We start from the raw sequence: 19,510 nt of genomic DNA on the forward strand, positions 1-19,510 counted from the left end.
CAGAATGCCGTTTCTGAAGGGCCATGGACTCTTCCTGCTATCAGTTCCATTATGACCGGTGTATCCCCTCTGGTTCATCTTGCAACGGAAGTACGTTCCGCATTCCCCAAAGGACTGCCTGTTTTGGCGGAATACATGCGAAAAGACGGTTACAAGACGGCTGGAATCGGCCACAATCCACACCTGGTCGACAGGTTTTATCGTGGATTTCAGTTCTATAGGTTTTTTCCCCAACCAAGACCTATTGGCGTGGGAGAATTTGTTATCCGGAGAACCTTCCCCCGATGGCGAAAGGTAGATCATTCCACGGCCGCTCTGACCACAAAGGCGATACGTTGGATCAATACTAATAGAAAAAGGGATTTCTTTATGTGGCTCCACTATTTCGATCCCCACATGCCTTACACTCCTCCCGGATCATTTCTTCCTGAAAGAAAGCCATCGCCACGCATCGGCAAAAAGTACCAGCACTCGGTCATCCACACCCTTCGCGCCGGCCTCTTTGTTCCCACCACCAGCGAAAGAGAATGGATTAAGGAGCTGTATCTTAGCGAAGTTCAATATGTGGATGATCAGATTGGTAGGCTCATGAATGAATTGAAAAAAAAGCAAATCTATGATCGTTCTTTGATCATACTAACCAGTGATCACGGGGAAGAATTCTGGGAGCATGGCGGCTTTGAGCATGCTCACACTGTTTATAACGAACTACTCCGGGTTCCTTTGATCATTAAATTACCTGAATTCTCACACAAAGGCAGAATGGAACCACTCGTTCCGACATCAGCCATCTTACCTACTCTCCTGGATCTTTGCGGTATTCGATCCGGTCCACATGCTTTCTCCTCGAGTTCTCTTGTCTCCCTCTGGAATTTTGATGATCCTCTTTTCAAAGAGGAGCCTGTTATCAGCACCGGACAATTATATTTTGATAAGAAATTCTCGCTTCAATTCAATGGCATGAAGTACATACGGAATCACGTTACAAATCGGGAAGAACTTTATGACTTAAGATCCGATCCATCAGAGCAAGTTTCCTTTGCAGGTCATGATCCGGAAAAACTGGAGGAAATGCGAAGCTTTTTGAGGGAGAAACAGAGAGGAGCCCTCGGGCTGCAATCCCGGTACCATATTCAGGGACCTGTGCAAATAGAGCTGACTCCGGCCGATCTTGAAATGCTTCGATCTCTTGGCTATGTACAATAATTAGATTGTACTAATTAGAATGATTCATATAGTATACGCCGGATCAGACGCAGGCCATTCATCCGTGAAGGTGATTTCTATGGCGTAAGGTTCGAATTTGACTCGGTGTCCTCTGAGGAATAAACTAGCTGACACGGTCGATGGGCAAAATGTACGGGTGTCGTCTCATTTAACGACTCGGCTAACAAAATCCGTCTGTCGCTCGTCGTGACACCACCTGAGGGAGGATGCGGGGCACGATTGTTGGGCATTAGATCATATGGACGATAAGAAAGCATTTTTAAACGACCAAAAACAATTTGGGTTTCAGCCTCCTCTGGAATCTGAACAGCGTGATGTGGACTTTCGCTATTATTTGCTGGCGCTGTTGAACCGGCGGTGGATGATATTGACGATCACGATATTCGTCGTGGTCGGTACGACCGTCTACAGCTTCTTTCAAACTCCCCAGTACCGGGCCAGAAGTATTGTGGATATCTCCCCCCCGCCTATGTATATCATGCTGCCGGATTCTGCCGCCCAGTCCGTGATGTACAAAAAAGATTCCTTTATTAATACAGAGTACAGGCTACTTCAAGGACGTGATATGGCAAAAGGCGTAGCCAAGCGTCTCAATCTTACAAGAAAAGATATTAAAGCTGATTGGATTAAGAAGCCGAACAGCCGGGAAGAAGAACTGAGTGAAATAGCTTCGAAACTGTTGAAGATGCTTAAAGTCACTCCCGTGCCCGAAACAAATCTATGCGAAATCGTCATACTCAGTCCAGACCCCAAACTCTCGATGATTCTCGCAAATGGTTGGGCCCAGGAATATGTGGAACGTCGCCTGGACTCGATGCAGCAATATACGAGAAGGGCCGAAGAACTGCTGCTGGAACAGGTCAAGTCACTACAGCAAAGTATTGTAGAGAAAGAAAAGGAGCTTCATGATTACAGCCTGGAACAGAAAATTTTTAAGGTAGATAATTCGAAGTCCTTATCCAGTGAAGAACTGACAGGTGTGAATAACTCGCTGGCAGCCGCCAAGCAGGAGCGTATTTCTGCGCAGGTTCGCTATTTTGCTATGAAATCGGCGAGACGGGAATCGATCCCGGAAGTGAATCAGCATCACTCAGTCTCCCGCAAACGGGAAGAATATGTGAAGCTCCAGACCGAATACGCTGAAAAAGCCAGAATTTACAAGGAAAATTATCCGGAAATGATCCGGTTGCGAAACCAGTTGGAAGTGGTTCAAAAATCATTGGAGCCTGCTGTCGAACAAGCTTACAGGGAAGTACTGGGAGTTGCTCAAGCCCAGTATCAAACAGCATTGGCAAAGGAACAAGCTCTTCAAGGACAACTGGAGGGGGCCAAGCGTAACTCCGTTGAAGCCGGCCAAAAGGAAAGGCCTTATGACCGGATGACTATGGAAATAGAAAACAAGAAACAGCTTCTTACGTTATTGCTGCAAAAACAGAATCAAGCGGATGTTCAGGCAGATGTGCAGGAGAAATCGACCCCTACTTCAAGAATTATCGAGTTAGCAGAGCTTCCAAAAGAAATCTTTACGCCAAACATCAAGAAGAATATCCTCTTGTCGATTCTGGCAGGGGTTCTGGGAAGTTTGGCTCTTGCTCTCTTATTGGAATACTTTGATAGAAGTTTGAAAACTCCTGAGGATGTTGAGACTCATCTTCAACTGCCTTTCCTGGGTCTTGTGCCACACTACTTGCCCTCGCACCACAATGGAAACAACAATTCATCGAAGGCATTGGCTAAGAAAGAAACGGCAACCGAAACAAGTATCGATAAGTATATTCCCTATCGTCTTAGCATGAATGATCTGAATTCATCTGCGTCAGAAGCCTTGAAGACACTTCGTACATCTCTTCTACTTTCCTTTCCTGGTAGACCGCCCCGTACAGTGCTGATTACCAGCAGCAGAGCAGGAGAAGGGAAGACCTTTATCGCTTGCAATCTTGCTTTAACGTTAACACAACTGGAAAAAAGAGTTGTGATCGTTGACGCCGATATGCGAAATCCGCGCCTTCATAAGGTTTGGGACCTGAAAAATTCAACCGGTTTAAGCATCTATTTGACCAGCGATGTCAGCGCCGCATCGGTCATGCGTCCCGGTCCTTCCGAAAGATTATCCTTGATCTCCAGCGGTCCAAAAACACCAAGGCCGGCAGAACTGCTTTCTTCAACTCGATTCGAAGAACTGATGACCGAATTACAAAAAACTTTCGACTTTGTCATTGTTGATTCACCTCCTGTCCTGCCGGTTACCGACTCCGTGATTATCGCATCAAGAGTAGACACGGTCCTGATGGTCGTTCGTGGAGGCGCAACCCCTCGTGATGTGGTCAAAATGGCCAAGAAGAAATTGTCCAAGTCTAACAGCACCATTGTCGGTACCGTTTTAAACGCCATTGACTTGACCGATCCCTATTATTACTACCGATATTACACAGAGTATTCCTACTATGCCGAGGCTGCGGGTGAGGCGCCCCCCCCAAAGTCTTCTTGACGAAGTCTTCAAGTCCGCAATCTTGAATCCTGCGTATAGTCATGAAGCATGAATCATCGAGTGATTTTGGGGTTCGAACACGGTGTCCTTGGCGGAGTAGACATATTCTCATTGAATTTGCTGGAGGAACTCACTCGCAGAAATGTTGCCACATCTATCCTGGTGACGAATCACTTTCGGGAGCAGCCGTATGCGCTCCCCTTGCCGCAGAATCTCCCCATCCATAAATTACCGATTCGAAAAAGTGACCCCTGGCCTGCACGCTGGCAGGAGATGATCCGCTTTCTGGAAGCAGAAGCTCCCTGCATTTATATTCCGAACTATGACTTCAACTACTCCTGCGTTGCGCCAAAACTTTCGAAGAATGTGATCATTGCCGGCATCGTTCATAGCGATGATCCCGTGCATTACGAGCACTTCCTCCGAATGGGTAAATACTGGAACGGAGTTGTAAGCGTTAGCAAAGAGATCGCCGAACGACTGAAAGCACTCGATCCTACGGTCTCAGATCGACTTGTCACGATTCCTTATGGCGTTCCAATATCCGGCTCTTTTCCGGAGCGTCGCGATTCTGACAATGCTCCCTTGCGAATTGTGTATGCAGGTAGACTGGTGCAGCGCCAGAAACAGGTGCTCCTCTTGCCTGAAATCTTTGAAAGAATAGTTGAGCAGGAAAGCAACATAGAAATAACAATTATTGGCGACGGACCTGAGCGGGGCGAATTGATGAAGCGGTGTGAAAACTTGTCTGCGAAAGGACTGATTCGATTTGCGGGAAAAGTGACGAATCAGGATCTTCTGCGTCATTTTTCAACTCAGGATGTCGTCGTTCTGGTATCGGACTTTGAAGGAATGCCGGTAAGCATTTTAGAAGCCATGGGGCAGGGTTGCGTTCCGGTTGTATCGGAGATCCGGAGTGGGATACCGGAAATTATTCGAGATGGCCACAATGGATTCATCGTCTCTGCGGCCGACTCGAATCTATTTGCGCAACGAATAGTACGGCTTGCCCGGGACAGATCGCTCAGACAAACATTGTCTTTCCATGCGTATAACACGATCCGGGATCATTATGAATTGAAACAAATGGGCGATAAATACTTGAGGTTGTTTGAACGCTTGACCCAAAAAGCTGCGAATGGAACTTATGTGCGACCCAAAGGACCTATCACATATCCAAAAAGTTTGAGAGTAACCTGGAAAGATCAGTTGCCGAAAACAGTGCGGCTTGTGGGACGTTACGGAAAAACACTGTTAAAACGGATCGGTACCGTATTTGAGATCAACTCACCCAAAAATAGAACTTAAGCTGTATGGTCGACTGTTCGATTTGCTATAATCAATGTCACCGTGAATGAGCCACTTTCGTGATCTGTTACGCCACATCCTCAAGCCTCCCGATGTAAAGTCAAAATTCAGGAGTTTCAAGGCTCTCTATCAGCACTGGAAGATTACGCCTGGTCCTTCCCCTAGCCGGTCTATTCACAGCATTTTACTTTTCATTTCGAGGTGGATGAAACCCAAATCAAAATCAATTGTGGTAAGGAGACCAGGTTTCCTGAAAATGTTCCTCTTGAATTGGAGAAAGCCCAAGCCACGGGTCGACTCCGAATACAAGACTCCAAACCTTTTTCTTTATTCCTTGAGAAGAAAAAAGCCGCTAAACCTGGAGAAACCGAAACAGTCCCATATCCTCATGCATGCTTTGAAAGCCCCGCCGCGCATGACTTCTTGGTCTTTCAGAGAATCATTTCGGATGTGGCGCATCGTTCTCCGGGAGACGTTTAGGCGGAAGGTTCCAACAGTTTCGGAAGAAGCTCGCAACCCCTCAAATCGAGAAATGGCACTCGTGCAACTGCGCAAAGATAGCGCCCGCATCAAAGAGAGTGCTGATCTGTTGTTGTCCGGATTTGTAACAAAGGTCCTTCCGCACTGGAAGAAAGCCCTTGTTGCCATGTTTCTTTTTCTACCGGTCCTTGAAATATTTTTGCAATTCACATCTCTGCTGGCATGGCCACTAATCAAGCTGAAACAAGCTCCACTTCCCGCGAAAGAGTTTGTGGTGATGTGTGTTGGTGATTCCTTTACGTCCGGCAAATTCACTTCCATTCAATTGCCTTCATATACGCGGTTTGTTGAGCGGGTTCTGGCAACAAAAAACAAGAACAACTGGAAAATTGTGAACGTCAGTTCTGAATACTTAACATCCGAAGATGTCCTTAGTAGAACGCTAAATCTCATACAAAAATACCGCCCGGACCTGATGTACCTCATGATTGGAGTAAACGATATTGCGGTATTGGAGGATAAATTCGTTTTCCAGCCTTCTTCTCCGTCCACTACCCGTCCTGCATTCCATACGGAAATTCTATTTGCAAGAATGAAAGATCGTGTTTCGATTCCTACCCTCCTTGACGTGGTGATGGTGCCACCCTGGTTCCTTTTGGAGAAACCTCCGGTGGCCGGATACCGGCCCGAATACCTGGCAGTAACAGATTCCAAACTTGAAGCATTGATTGCAGCCTCTTCCTCTGAAGTCGGAGTAAAGGAGGAGTCTGAAGAATATGCAAGCTCTATCGAGAAACAAAGGTCAGCATGGGAGCTTCTGAAGAAGGGATTGTTGCATCCGGCAGAGCAACAATTTCAACGCTTTCTAACCCTGGATGCTGAAGACCCTGTTTCCCGAGCCGGTCTCGCTGAAACCTACTATGAGATGGGCATGCATTCTGAAGCAACAACCCAGATTTCATGGTTGTTGGACCGCTATAATGGACATCCGAACTACAAAAATGCGAGGGCGTTGTTGCACGCTTTTCCTTTTGAAAATTCGCCCAATGACACTTCTAAAATCGTGATCGAAGTCCTCAAAAAATATCCAAAAGATCCGTGGTTTTGGAAAAACCTCGCGGATGCTTGCTTTCTTTCCAGTCGACCGGATTACGCGGCAAGAGCCATCGGTCGCGCACTTGATTTAACCCCTTCTGAGTTGCCGGAATGGAAAGCTGCATTGTTGCGAACACAAGCCGATATAGTCGCACGAACAAATCCGCGTGCGGCTCTCAGCAACCTGTTGCAAGCATTCTTACTGGATAGGAATGAAGATCTGTATATTGCGGCTCTTCGAAAGAATGGCCCGTACTATCTCAGCTTAAATATTGAAGATTCATTGCGCGGTATTTCGTGTCCAACGGAGACCAAAAACGATCTGCAGTCTCTCTTTCATCAGGCATTAGACAAACGACTCGTCCAAACTTTGTTTTCGCTGGAGACGCGTCTACGCACGATCGTGTTGCGATGCCAGGAGTACCGTGTTCACCCCGTGCTGGTGGGGTATCCAATACCCAATGCGGAGATTGAACTGCTAAACCGGCGGGTTGCTGAAGAAACAGGAGCTTCCTGGTTAAATCTCAATACCCGTTTTGAGAACATTCTGAGAAACGATCGTGAACGCAAGTACGTGGATGAAGGCCGTTACTCAGTTAAAGCCGGACTTAAACTTGCTGAGTGGGTAGCAAATGACGCTGTTTCACGGCTGGAGCCTTAAATCCTAAATGAGGCGCTTTCAAGAATTTTTCCGCCACCTTTTATCGCCGCCGCCGATCAAATCCAAGATCAGATCCATAAAAGTTCATCTCCAACATTGGAGGAAGACACCCGGTCCATCAGCTCTTCGATCGGTTCGCAACTTTGTGCGGTTTGTTGCGTTTTCGATCCGGCGTTCTAAGCCTAAATCTCACTCCCGGACCCGGCACTTACTGAAAGAAATTCGGGAAACAGTGAGACAGTCAAAACCGCGTGCCTCCAAACAAAAATCACATAATTTCCTGCTTTACGCACTTCGAAGAAAAAAGCCACCGGCGCTGGAGAAATCAAAAGCCCCGGGCATCCTCTCGCAAACCTTAATAACCACTCGTGCGCCCTCGCCGGGCATCAGGGAATCCTTGAAAAAAAACTGGATTGTGTTCCGTCATCTGTTGCTGCGGCCTCAGCCGAAAGGACAGACCGCATCAGAACGTCAAGAAGCGACGCGAATTCAAATTGCGCTTGCCGAGTTAAACAAAGATGCTGCGCGCGTGAAAGAAACCACCAAAAGTCTATCGTTTCAATTCTCGACTAAAATTTTGCCGCATTGGAGGAAAGGTGTTGTACTCGCGCTTCTTTTTCTGCCCCTGTTGGAAATATTCCTTCAATTCACTTCTCTACTGGTCTGGCCGTTGATCAAGTTGAAGGAAGCCCCCTCCCGAATGGATCAATTTGTGATCCTGTGTGTTGGGGATTCCTTTACTTCCGGCAAATTCAGTTCCATTCAAATGCCACCTTATGTGAGGTTTCTCTCAGAATTTCTTGCTGCGAAAAAGAAAGACAGTTGGCAGGTCTTAAACTTCAGTTCTGCATACTTAACCGCTGGCGATGTTCTTCGAGGGACCCACGACTTGCTGTCACAGCAACGACCGGATCTGATTTACCTCATGATTGGAATCAACGATATTGCGGTCGAAGACACGGACAAATTTGTGTTGCTCCCCCGGCCTGTATCAATCGACTCAACTCGCACTCCGCTTCATGTCGAGTTTCTCCATCAAAAGATCAAGGATGGTTTTTCGTTGCCGGATTTTCTGGATGTTCTTGCAATTCCCCCATCGTTTCTTCTGGAAAAATCTCCCATAGCCGGATACCGGCCTGAATATCTGGCGATTTCAGACTCACGGCTCAATGCACTGGTGGCCACCCCTTCTGCCGTCATGAAGACACGGCAGCATTCGCAGGATTTTGCAGCCTCGGTTGATCAACAGAAGTCGGCATGGAATCTGGCTAAGGACGGGCTCTTTATTTCTGCTGGCCAGGAATTCCAAAACTATCTCAAAACGAATCCGGAAAATGCAGTCGCCCGGGCTGGTCTTGCCGAGACCTACTTTGAAATGGGAATGCATAAGGAAGCAAGAGCCGAAATCTCGTGGCTACGGGATAACTACAAAAGGGAACCCATTTACAAAAATGCGCGCGCCTTGCTTTACGCTTTTCCGCTTGAGAACTCGCCCAATGACACATCGAAGATCGCTGTCGAAGTCCTGAAACAATACCCTGGAGACGCCTGGTTCTGGAAAAGCCTGGCGACCGCATGTTTTCTTTCGAGTCGACCGGATTATGCGGCACGTGCCATCGATCGTGCTCTGGCGTTATCTCGGACTGACCCTCCCGAGTGGAGAGCCATAATTTTAAGAACGCGTGCAGACATTCTAGCCAGGACAAATCCCGATCAGGCTTTCGAAAACTTATTGCAGGCATTTTTATTAGATGAAAGTGAAGACCTGTTTAGCGCAGCGCTTCGCAGGAATGGTCCGTATTATCTCAACACAAACTTACAAAAATCCTTACGCAGTATTTCCTGTCCGGCCGCGATGAAACATAAACTTGAGATTGTCTATCACCAGGCTTTGGATAAGAAATTGATTCAAACATTGTTCGAGCTGGAGACGCAATTGCGGAGCATCGTCCTGCGATGTCAGGAGTATCAAATTCACCCTATTCTGGTCGGCTATCCTTTTCCTAACGCGGAAATTGAGCGGGTAAACCGCCGCGTTGCGGAAGAAACCGGCGCCTCCTGGCTGAATCTGAGCGCTCGTTTTGAGGACGTTATCAACAACGATCGGCAACGCAAATATATCGACGATGATCATTTCACCCCCAGAGCGGGACGCAAACTTGCTGAGTGGATAGCAAATGACGCCGCGTCACGCTTGATTCATTAACGTAGTGGCAGAGCATTTGCCGTTGTAGTGAACAGCTCTGAGTAGGCAAGAATGCTTGCGGCTAGCACGTACCAGGTTCCGGCGCGGCAAATGCTCTGCATGTTCCGTGCTTTTCGCAGAGCATTTTCGCGTCGAATTATTTCAAGCGAAGGCAAAGCTTAGCTATCTGACAAATTTATACACGCCGCACGGAAAATGCTCTGCCACTACAAACCTGCTGCGCCCCTACAGTACAATGGAAACGAATGAAGCGATTAATTTTCGGGATGACTTCCCTGTACGAACAAAAGTACTTTGAAGAATATGCTTCGCTGATTTACTCGGGTGCAGGGGAAATTGTCGATCTCGGTTGTTGGCTTGGATCAACGACGATTCCTCTCGCAAAAGGAGTCGCCAAAAATCGCAACTGCAAAAACAAAACCGTTCGAATTCATGCTTTTGATTACTTTGTCTGGGAAGAATGGATGGAGGAATGTGTCAAAGGAACCAGGCTGCAGGGTAGATTCGAGCCGGGAGAAATATTTGTTGAAGAATTCCAGCAGAGAATTAAGCCATGGTCGGATTATATTCGAATTCATCAGGATGACCTTCGGCATACAACGTGGACCGGCGGCGCAATTGAGCTGCTGTTGATCGATGCAATGAAGGCATTTGATATTTCAAAGGCTATTCTGAAAGGATTCTTTACTCATCTCGTCGCAGGAAGTTTCCTAATCCAACAAGACTTTGCGCATTACTACACATCCTGGATTCATCTCATTCAGTATCGTCTGCAGGACTATTTCAAACTGGAATTTGTTGTTCCGAATTCCTGCAGTGTTGTTTTTCAATGTGTAAAGGAAATACCACTCGAGTTGTTGGAAATCCCAGAGAACCTGACAGATTTTTCAAGAAAACAGATTGATCAAGCTTTCGAATATTCTCTTTCTCTTTCATCCAACAAACAAACTCAGGCGAACATCGCCGCAGCAAAGGTTATGCTTTTTCTTCATTTGGGAAATATGGCGCAGGCGAAAGTGGAATTCGAAAAATATGTTGCAGCCGGATTGCCCAGAAGAGGAGACTTGAAAATCGTAGGAAAAATTTTACAGGGACAGACTATAGACCTTAGTCCGCAAGGCGATTATGTTAACGATTATCCGCTTGCTCCACTCAATAGAAAATTGATAAAGAAGTTCACAAGAAAAATGAACAGCATCTATCGTCTATGGGCCAAAAGACAAACATAATGCTGCCCGGTGTATCGATTGTCATCCCGGCATACAATGCGCGCGAAACGATCACGCAAACGCTGGAATCGGTGATCGCGCAGACACATCCGAACTGGGAGGCGATTGTTGTGGATGATGGGTCTGTAGATGCGACAGCGGACATAGTAAAAACTTTTGTGGAGCGGGATTCACGAATCCGGCTACTCCAGCAAACACAGACTGGAGAGGCTGGTGCGCGAAACGCTGGTCTATCACACGTCCGCTACGACTGGCTGCTATTTTTGGATGCGGATGATTGGATCTCGCCCCTCCATCTGGAAACCATGTTGAAGGAAGTTGTTCTGGATCCAGAGCTTTCCGCTGTTCACTGCGGGTCAGCGCGCGTTGCAGCAGATGGAACTATGGTCGTGGAGAGCTATCTTCCGCCCGCGGGTGATCTTTTTACAACGCTTGCCCGGCGGGCTGCTTTTCCGGTAAATGCCTGTATTGTCCGAAAGTCGGTGGTTGAGTCCGTGGGTATGTTCGATACTTCATTGGTGAAGTCACCTGATTGGGACTTGTGGCAGCGAATTGCGCGCACGGGTGCGCGATTTGGATCTGTGCGGGAGGTGCTCGCATACTACCGGATGAGATCCAACGCGGCATCGCTCGATGCTCACCAAATGCTGAAGGATGGCCTCAGAGTTTTAAAACAAGGACATGCTCCTGATCCCCGTGTGCCCAATCCACATCCTGATCATGCAGACGGATTACCTGCCGATCAGCTTCTTACCCAGCAATATTACTTGTTGTCCTGGTGTGCAGGGCTTCTTCTGGGAACGGGCAAAGATGCGCGACCCTTGATGAAGATGGTTAATGACACGCCATTTCCTGAGCTCTATCCGGAATCTGTCGCACAATGCATTTTTGAATCTGCCCCTTTACCTTTATGCCAGTCGCCCTACGTGTCGGAAGAGTTGTTTTTCCGGATACTTCGCAATATAGATCAGTTCCTTGTTTTGCTGGAACAAAAATCATTGGCGCCGGATTTTGCTCACGCAGCGGGGACCGCCCTAAGACGGATGATTCTCAAGAATTCACCAAACTGGAAAAACTTTATTGAGGAGTATGAGCGGAACATTCAGCGGCTGAATGAGAAGGAAGAGCAGTTAGGGGATTCAAGGAGAGAGTTTGAGCGGATCATTTTGGAGAGGGACGCATCGATGCAGCGGCTTCAGCAAGACATCAGGTCTAAAGAAAAGCAGAACGCGCAACTGCAAGAAGACATCGCGTCTCAAGAAAGACAGAATAGGCAACTTGAGGAAGACATGCGGGGAAAGAATCTGATGGTTGCAGAGTTGGATGCAAAGGTTGCGGCACTGGAAGAGCGCAGAGAATCGCTGCAAAAAGAAATTGAGGTTTTGCAAAACGAACGGGACAAAGCGTGGGGTTTCGTCCGTCTTTGGAAATCGCGATACAAGCAATTAAGAATGAATCTCCTGGTTCGCGTCGGTTTAAAGTTACGGATGATGAAAAATCCCATGTCCGGGAAAAGGCAGGAAGACAAGGGTGCTGGAAACAATTAAGGAAAACAAAGTTCGAACCCTTTGCAATGCCGTAGCCGCCGCCGCGCTTTTCGTTTCTTTGATGCAGGTCACCTTCTTTGTTCTGGATGGATATTCGAGAATTTACAACATAGCGGCCATCTGTCTCGCTCTGATCAGTCTGTTTTATGCGATCCAGTACATGAGACAGCACCAGACCGAAGATCTGTGGAAAGTGCTCGTAACATACTGCGGGCAGCTTGGCTTCTTCGCGTTGAAGCTGATCGATAACGAACCTCTGGTGGCACCCAGATTATTAACGGTTGTCCTTCTTCTGTTTCACGTTTCGATCGTGTTGTCAGCGTTGATAGGGGCTCGCAGGATTGTGGATAACCCCAAATGGATTCTGTTGCCGTTCCTCTTCTTTTTCGGCGTTTTGCTGATGGAAGCAGGAGCAAAGTTTTTACCAAAACGGGCGAAAAGCAAGCCCATTGCGCCATCGTGGAGCGCAGCGCCCGATTTTCAGCCCGGTCTTGGATCGGTTTATCGTCCACATTCGGAACTAAAGTCTTACTATCCGGACAACCCACGGGCTTACTTCAAAGAAGTGATTTCCGGCGCAGAAAAATGGTGGCTTCATACGGTATCCGGAAATGAAGCGAGTCTGATTTTTTCTCAAGACGCGCAGGTGGCAGCACGAATTGATATCCGGAAAGCTCCGGACAGGAATCCCTTGAATATCCAACTGAATGTGCCGAATTTCAAAGTCAAAAAGAAACGGCGTTACCGCGTTGAATTTCGAGCGCGAGCAGATGATCCGCGGAGCATTATTGTAGGATTTGCCAGATCCCATGAGCCCTGGGACGGGTTGGGATTATACAAGAGAATTCAACTGACCCGGGACTGGCAAATTTTTAAGGAGCCTTTTTCAGCGACAGCCGATGACCGGAATGCTCGTATCTTGTTTGATATTGGTGAAAGCGCTGCTTCAGTTGAGCTATCGAATGTGCATCTGGTGAACCTGCGTAAGAAAAAAATTGTTGATCCCGGCAAGGGGTTACGAAAGTCTTTTGTCAGCTACAGGTTCAATTCGACAGGATGCAGAGGCAGGGATTATGCAATCCCTAAACCTTCCGGCACAACACGCATTCTGATTCTGGGCAATGCTTACGCACTGGGGGTTGGTGTGCATGAGGAAGATACGCTTGCGTACAAATTGGAACAGCTATTGAACGAAGGCGTTCCCGGTTCACAGCCTCCGAAGACCTATGAGGTCATTAACTGCGGGATTAATGGTTATACGACTCAGCAAGAGCGAACATTTTTCGAATTTTATGGAGCAAAGTACGAACCAGACATCGTGATACTGGTGATGACCGCAGAAGATCAGGTCGCGGACATGAAAGTATTTCCATTGAGAAGGACTCTTTTCATGAGCTGGACTCGATTGTTTGACTCTGAGAATCGTCGCATCCTTCCGAGTTTCTCAAGGTCAGTACCAGAAATATTTCAACTCGATGCTGAAATTCGAAAGCGCGGGGCACGTCCGGTTGTGGTTCTTTTCCGGATAAACGGAGATAAAGATGGTTCATCGCAGGAGGGCAGAATCTGGAATGATCTCACGCGTACGGTAACAAGCGGTTTAAAGGCAACGGACATCCCGGTTTTGGATCTTCAGGATGCGCTGCACCGGAAGAACGCAGATAAGGAGCTACTCGCGCATCCCAAAGTCGGACGGCATCCGAATGAAATTGCTCACAGTATTGCGGCACGCGAGATTTTTACTTTTTTGCAGAGTAGGAAGTTTGTCACTCCATGGATCCAGTCACACTGAGCCCGCAAGACGCAGATCTTACAAAATCTAGAGTTTCGTCGTTGTTACTGGTAACGACAATTATCCTCATTTCAATTCTCCAGGCTTTCCTGTTTTTGTTACTGAAGCAAAACTGGTTCGGGATCGCCGCCGGCGTCATATCCATAGCGAATCTAGTTCTTGCCATCCGATTCTTGTTAATAAGAAAACAGGTTGGCTCTATCGGAAATGCGTTTGGTATGTATTTCCTTCAAGCTATTTTCTTTGCCGTGGCGATATTCGGCTCCTTGCTTCCGCCGGATCCAAGACTGCTGGTCGTAGCCTTGTCAGTACTTCACTGTGCGATGTTGTTTTCCGCTTTCCTGGCGTTAACCGGGGTTGTTCCTCAGCCCAGGGCCATTCTCCTGTGTCTTTCATTTGCCGGCGGCATCTTCCTTTTGGAAACGGCATTGCCGATTTTTATAGAATCACCATTTCAGAAGGAAGCGACCGGTCCGCAATGGATCGGTACCATGCAGCCCTATCCGGGTCTCGGCGCAGTCTACAGTCCCGGTTCTGTCCTGAGCACTCTTTATGCTGAAAACCCCCGGCGTTATTTCAAAGAACAGGATGATAGAGCATTGAGATGGTGGTTGCGTCTGGATGGCGGAAATGAAGGGACCTTGATATTCCCGCAGGAAAGTCCGGAACTGGTTCGAGTCGAAACAAAAAAGGTTCAGACAAAAAATGCTTACGACGTCCAGCTGAATTTATCCAAATTGAAAGTGGTCAAAAAACAAGCTTACAAAATCGGATTTCGAGCACGCGCGGATCAACCTCGCGGTGTGTTCATTGGTTTCGCGATGTCGCACGATCCCTGGGATGGGCTTGGCTTATATCAAAAGATCGATCTGACCGAAACCTGGCAGACCTTTTCTATTCCTTTTTCAGCAACAGCGAATGATGAGAATGCTCGTATCCATTTCGATCTGGGAGATTCAACCACCCCCGCTGAATTTACGTCCGTGTCGCTCCGCGCTCATCCAGCGGGAACCAGGATTGAACCGCAACTACCGCCGAAAAAATACATTGTAACTTACCGGTTTAACTCTCTGGGCTGCCGGGATCGAGATTACACCATACCGAAGCCGCAAAATACAAAGCGGATCCTGTTTCTGGGTGATTCGTTTACACTGGGTGTTGGTGTGCACGAACAGGATACGGTGCCAAGACAATTAGAAACGTTGATATCCGCCGGCGCTTCTGAAAAAAAATATGAAGTGATCAATTGCGGTGTGAGTGGTTATGGAACGCATGAGGAGCGGATGTTTTACAAACTCTTCGGCGCAAACTATCAGCCGGATGTTGTTCTGTTGATGATGGTCTGGAATGATGATCTCTCATACAGGGAAGAATTCGAAAAGGATTACGTCAAACGGCCGCCAGGCAAGCTTGAGCTTCTGTTTCATACATGGGCAAAGATTCAGCAATACCGTCACCAGCGCCCGTTTCCGAATTTCTCAAAATGCGTTGATGAAATCCTCCGGCTGGATGGTGAGCTTCGAAACCATAGCTCGCGGCTGGGAGTAGTGATTTATAGAAATGATCCTGATTTCGAAGCCTCAACTTATCCTGGCAAGATCTGGAACCATCTCACGCGCACCGTTACAGGTGGTCTGGAAGGAGAGAACATACCGGTTCTCGATCTGGGAAAACCTCTTTTTGAAAAACATTCCAAAGTGGAACTTGACGTCCATCCCACAATCGACCATCATCCAAACGAAGTCGCTAACGGCATTGCAGCGCAAGAAATCCTGAGATTTCTTGAAAAGCAAAGTCTGCTAAAACAGTGAGACACTTGAGAAACGTTTTTCCACTGGCTCCCGTGCTTCTGTTACTTCTCATCTGGATAGAGAAATATGGCGTTTCCCACCGCGATGAATAACGCAGCAGAAGTTTCCCGCCTGAATGAGCTTCGACAAAATTTCAAAGCATGGTTTCTCGAACAGATCAAATCAAAATGGAAGATTGCTTTGTTGTCCCTTGTTGCAGCCTGGATTGTCACCACTCTTACATCTGATTTGTCTACCCATTACTTTACGAAGATTACCTTGATCGCGACGGGACGGAAGACTTCTAACCACGCAAAGGCGACAGTCATTTGGCTCAAAACTCCCCGGATCGCGGAATTAAGGCAGAAGAACTTTGAAATTCTGAAATCAAAGGGATGGATAGAATGGGATGGAATCTTTATTTCCAATCGAGATCAACCTGCTGAATTAAGACTGGAAGGATATTTTCCACGAGACCAGGTTCTACGGTTTAGTCACACACGCTATTCGGGAGAAGCAAAACTCGAGGTAAACGGGAAAACAACGACTCTCGACCTTTATTCAGAAACGCCGGGACCTTTAACGATTCCTCTGGAGCAATACTTATCGGATCAAGACCGTTCCGTAATCCGTGTTTTTGTTTCTTATTTCGCCGCTTTTATGAAACACACCTTGTTGCTTTTGTTTTTGGGAATAGTTTTGCATCCCATTTACCGCAAACTGCCCTACCCACAGCCATCTCCCATCAAGTTTGAGATCAGAAAAACTCCTCGCGGCGCCATCTATTTGATGGCTCTCTCTATTGCGATTCTGCTTTTGTTTATGGCTGCCTATTATCCTGGAGTGATGTCTTTTGATGCTTATCAACAGTACATGGAAGGCGTCCTGTTCCAGTTCAACGATTGGCATCCGCCTATCATGGCCCTTTTGTGGTCTTTCATAAACAAGATCATTCCAGGGGCTGCTGGAATGTTCCTGCTACATCTGATGATGGGAATCGGATCTTTTTACCTTCTTTCCCGCGTGGCTCTGCTCAGAGAAAAAAAACTCTATTTTTTGCCATTGTTTACAATTTTTCTTCCCATCGTTTCTTGCATGATTTCTAACATCATTAAAGACGTATCGTCCGCGCTATCCCTGCTTTTCGCTTTTTCCCTATGGTATTTTTCGGTCTCTGTTGGAAAACTGACCAGGCCAAAATTGCTGTTCATCCTGGTGATTCTTTTTTACGGATCGTCCGTTCGTTTAAACGCATTACCCGCAGCAGTCCCTTTGCTTTTTCTCATTATGAAAAATTTTACTTCTACAAGGAAAGCGGTTTTATCAACTCTTTTCATCGCAATGTTGTTTCACGCAAGCAATGACTTTCTTACGTACCGTCTTCTTAATGCAAGAAGGACGTATCCGATCCAACCCGTCATCAGTCATAACTTGATGGGAATCTATCGAATAACCGGGAAGAATTATTTTCCTTCGAGTTATCTAAAAAAGGATCATTTAGACTCGCTAATGATGAGATACAGTCCGAAAAGTTACGATCCGACAACATTTGTAAAGGATCGCTACATGACCAGAGATGCGGGAGTCATTTCGGAATTGAAAGATGCCTGGGTCTCAGCAATTCTTCACGAACCGGGAGCCTACCTGATTCATCGCTGGATTCTGTTCAAGAGCTTTCTCAAAGACGTTGCTTACATCACCATGCACGTAAGTCATCCCGAACCGAACTCCCTTCCTCAGCGGCCTCATCCGCTTAAACAGGAGACTTCACTCGGAAAATTGAACTATGGCGTGATCTTCTGGTTGTATGATCACGCCAGATTTGTTTACCGCGGCATCACTTATTTGATCGCGATTCTGGTCCTTCTTGCGATCTCTGTCTATCGCAAAAGCGCTGCGGCAATTGCACTCAACGTTTCTTCTTTCTTTTACTTTGTGCCGTACTTTTTTTTTGCGCCTGCTGCCAACTACCGTTATGTATACTGGTGCATGCTGGCGGGAATTACATCCATTTTTGTGATGTGGTTCGAAACGCGTAGACACGTAGACCCATCACGCGAAGACGATCTTTTGCTCATGTTATAATGGCGCGCACTGCTTATGGATCTAGCAATCGATGCAAACTCTTGCCAGGTTTGCGGCAACCTCAAATTCGAGCTTGACACTAATTCCATTCTGCTGAATTGTCCGCGGTGTGACCTTCTTTTTGTCTCCGCAACCGCCAAACCGGTGGTTCAACTCGTGACTCAGAATTACCAGCTTGAATCGCTCGATGTCTATTTACGGGAATTGCTTTTGATTGGTCCGGCGAAAGGCAGGATGCTTCTTGTCGGGAATGATGTCGATGAATTTGCAGGGCTTGCCGGACAGAATGGATTTAACGTTGATCGAGTGGAGACTCTGGCGTTTGAGTTCCAGCCGCTGAATGAGAGCCGCGCACAATACGACGTTGTTGTACTTTTCAACGCTCTTGAATATTCCACGAATCTGAACGAGTTGTTTCAGCAGATCAGAAACAGTCTGGTACCTGCGGGTCTGTTATTTCTCGTTACTCCTACCACTGATGCTCCGAACAAGCTTCCCCATACTTCTCGTCATTTGTTTTTTTTTAACAGGCAAAATCTTCATTCACTCCTTTTGAAATCGGGATTTAGCAAGGTTCTAACCTTTCCGGAAAATCACCGGACAGGCACGATGCAAACGATGACCACTGTTTGCCGGAAGGGGGAGTTGCCGCGCGAGAGAGAGAAAATATCGGTGATTGTTCCTGTCTACAATGAAAAAGCCACATTCGTCCGCATGATGGAAGGGTTACTCCAAAAAGAACTGAAAAATGCAGACAAAGAAATCATCATTGTAGAAAGTAACTCCACAGATGGAACAAAAGAAGACGTGCGTAAGTTTGAGAATCGCGCGAATATTCGCGTACTTTATGAAGAAAGGCCTCGAGGTAAAGGGCATGCTGTACGGGCCGGAATCAAGGAAGCAACCGGGGAGATTATCCTGATCCAGGATGCCGATCTCGAATACGACGTCAATGACTATGACGAGCTGCTGGAGCCTTTGTTGAAGTATGAACGCATGTTTGTGCTTGGATCACGGCACACAGGACACTGGAAAATGCGTCAATTCGGTTCCAAAAAGTCTTTATCAGCCTATGTAAATTTCGGACACATTCTGTTTACAGGCCTGATTAATATTCTTCACGGATCCAAGTTAAGAGATCCCTTCACTATGTACAAAGTTTTCCGGAAGGACTGTTTGAACGGCTTGACACTGGAATCTGATGGTTTTGATCTTGACTGGGAAATTGTAATCAAACTGCTCAGAAAAAGATATTTTCCTCTTGAAGTCCCCGTTTCTTACAGGTCCCGATCCTTTGATGAAGGGAAGAAGATACATCTTCTGAAGGATCCACTTCGCGGATTGCGAGCCCTTGTCAGATACCGGTTCTGCAAATTCCACCTGAATCCAGACTTCTGAGATTCAGTTTTTCGCTTCTTGGCGACTTGGCACTTATCGCTGGTCAACGCTCGTTGATTATGCTGAGCTCAGCGTAATCAGGGCCACTTGACAGCGGATAGGTGGGTGATCAATCGATTCGGCGGACTGGATGAGAGTTTTCAATTTTGCGCGGATTTTAAATACTGGCGGCAGTCCCATCTGGGGAAAGCTCCGTTCGCTTGG

11 protein-coding genes are annotated in these 19,510 nt (G+C 47.0%); all 11 read left to right on the forward strand.

Annotation, left to right across the window (positions count from 1 at the left end):
- Positions 1-1,206, forward strand: a 1,206-nt coding sequence (locus L0156_06600) for a sulfatase (GenBank protein ID MCI0602667.1), incomplete at its 5' end; no start/stop codon positions are given.
- Between the two features lie 259 nt (positions 1,207-1,465).
- Positions 1,466-3,715 (forward strand): polysaccharide biosynthesis tyrosine autokinase, encoded by a 2,250-nt coding sequence (locus L0156_06605; GenBank protein ID MCI0602668.1) that lies wholly within the window; start codon positions 1,466-1,468, stop codon positions 3,713-3,715.
- 48 nt (positions 3,716-3,763) lie between these two features.
- On the forward strand, positions 3,764-5,023 hold the full coding sequence (locus L0156_06610) for a glycosyltransferase family 4 protein (protein ID MCI0602669.1): 1,260 nt from the start codon (positions 3,764-3,766) through the stop codon (positions 5,021-5,023).
- A 532-nt stretch (positions 5,024-5,555) separates the two neighbouring features.
- Positions 5,556-7,259, forward strand: a complete 1,704-nt coding sequence (locus L0156_06615; GenBank protein MCI0602670.1) for a GDSL-type esterase/lipase family protein — start codon at positions 5,556-5,558, stop codon at positions 7,257-7,259.
- A gap of 397 nt (positions 7,260-7,656) precedes the next feature.
- Positions 7,657-9,465, forward strand: coding sequence for a GDSL-type esterase/lipase family protein (locus L0156_06620; GenBank protein MCI0602671.1), 1,809 nt, complete (start codon positions 7,657-7,659; stop codon positions 9,463-9,465).
- A gap of 245 nt (positions 9,466-9,710) precedes the next feature.
- The gene (locus L0156_06625; GenBank protein ID MCI0602672.1) at positions 9,711-10,694 is read left to right on the forward strand and encodes a class I SAM-dependent methyltransferase; all 984 of its coding nucleotides are present in this window, start codon (positions 9,711-9,713) and stop codon (positions 10,692-10,694) included.
- Positions 10,694-12,241, forward strand: coding sequence for a glycosyltransferase (locus L0156_06630; GenBank protein MCI0602673.1), 1,548 nt, complete (start codon positions 10,694-10,696; stop codon positions 12,239-12,241). The genes L0156_06625 and L0156_06630 overlap by 1 nt, the downstream gene beginning before the upstream one ends.
- On the forward strand, positions 12,225-14,033 hold the full coding sequence (locus L0156_06635; protein ID MCI0602674.1) for a carbohydrate binding domain-containing protein: 1,809 nt from the start codon (positions 12,225-12,227) through the stop codon (positions 14,031-14,033). The genes L0156_06630 and L0156_06635 overlap by 17 nt, the downstream gene beginning before the upstream one ends.
- Complete coding sequence (locus tag L0156_06640) at positions 14,015-15,844, forward strand: GDSL-type esterase/lipase family protein (protein MCI0602675.1); 1,830 nt, start codon at positions 14,015-14,017, stop codon at positions 15,842-15,844. Before L0156_06635 ends, L0156_06640 begins: the two co-directional genes overlap by 19 nt.
- Before the next feature lie 66 nt (positions 15,845-15,910).
- A complete protein-coding gene (locus L0156_06645; protein ID MCI0602676.1) occupies positions 15,911-17,908 on the forward strand; it encodes a hypothetical protein in 1,998 nt (665 codons plus the stop codon).
- Positions 17,909-17,923: 15 nt separating this feature from the next.
- A complete protein-coding gene (locus L0156_06650; GenBank protein MCI0602677.1) occupies positions 17,924-19,306 on the forward strand; it encodes a glycosyltransferase in 1,383 nt (460 codons plus the stop codon).
- The last annotated feature ends 204 nt before the right edge of the window (positions 19,307-19,510 follow it).

It is taken from the genome of bacterium (assembly GCA_022616075.1).
Taxonomy (GTDB): Bacteria; Acidobacteriota; HRBIN11; order JAKEFK01; family JAKEFK01; genus JAKEFK01.

Excerpts from the sequence above, each read along its gene's own strand:
- L0156_06605 (MCI0602668.1), top strand. The coding sequence starts at position 1,466 with ATGGACGATAAGAAAGCATTTTTAAACGACCAAAAACAATTTGGGTTT.
- L0156_06610 (MCI0602669.1), top strand. The coding sequence starts at position 3,764 with ATGAATCATCGAGTGATTTTGGGGTTCGAACACGGTGTCCTTGGCGGA.
- L0156_06615 (MCI0602670.1), top strand. The coding sequence starts at position 5,556 with ATGGCACTCGTGCAACTGCGCAAAGATAGCGCCCGCATCAAAGAGAGT.
- L0156_06625 (MCI0602672.1), top strand. The coding sequence starts at position 9,711 with ATGAAGCGATTAATTTTCGGGATGACTTCCCTGTACGAACAAAAGTAC.
- L0156_06630 (MCI0602673.1), top strand. The coding sequence starts at position 10,694 with ATGCTGCCCGGTGTATCGATTGTCATCCCGGCATACAATGCGCGCGAA.
- L0156_06640 (MCI0602675.1), top strand. The coding sequence starts at position 14,015 with ATGGATCCAGTCACACTGAGCCCGCAAGACGCAGATCTTACAAAATCT.
- L0156_06645 (MCI0602676.1), top strand. The coding sequence starts at position 15,911 with ATGGCGTTTCCCACCGCGATGAATAACGCAGCAGAAGTTTCCCGCCTG.
- L0156_06650 (MCI0602677.1), top strand. The coding sequence starts at position 17,924 with ATGGATCTAGCAATCGATGCAAACTCTTGCCAGGTTTGCGGCAACCTC.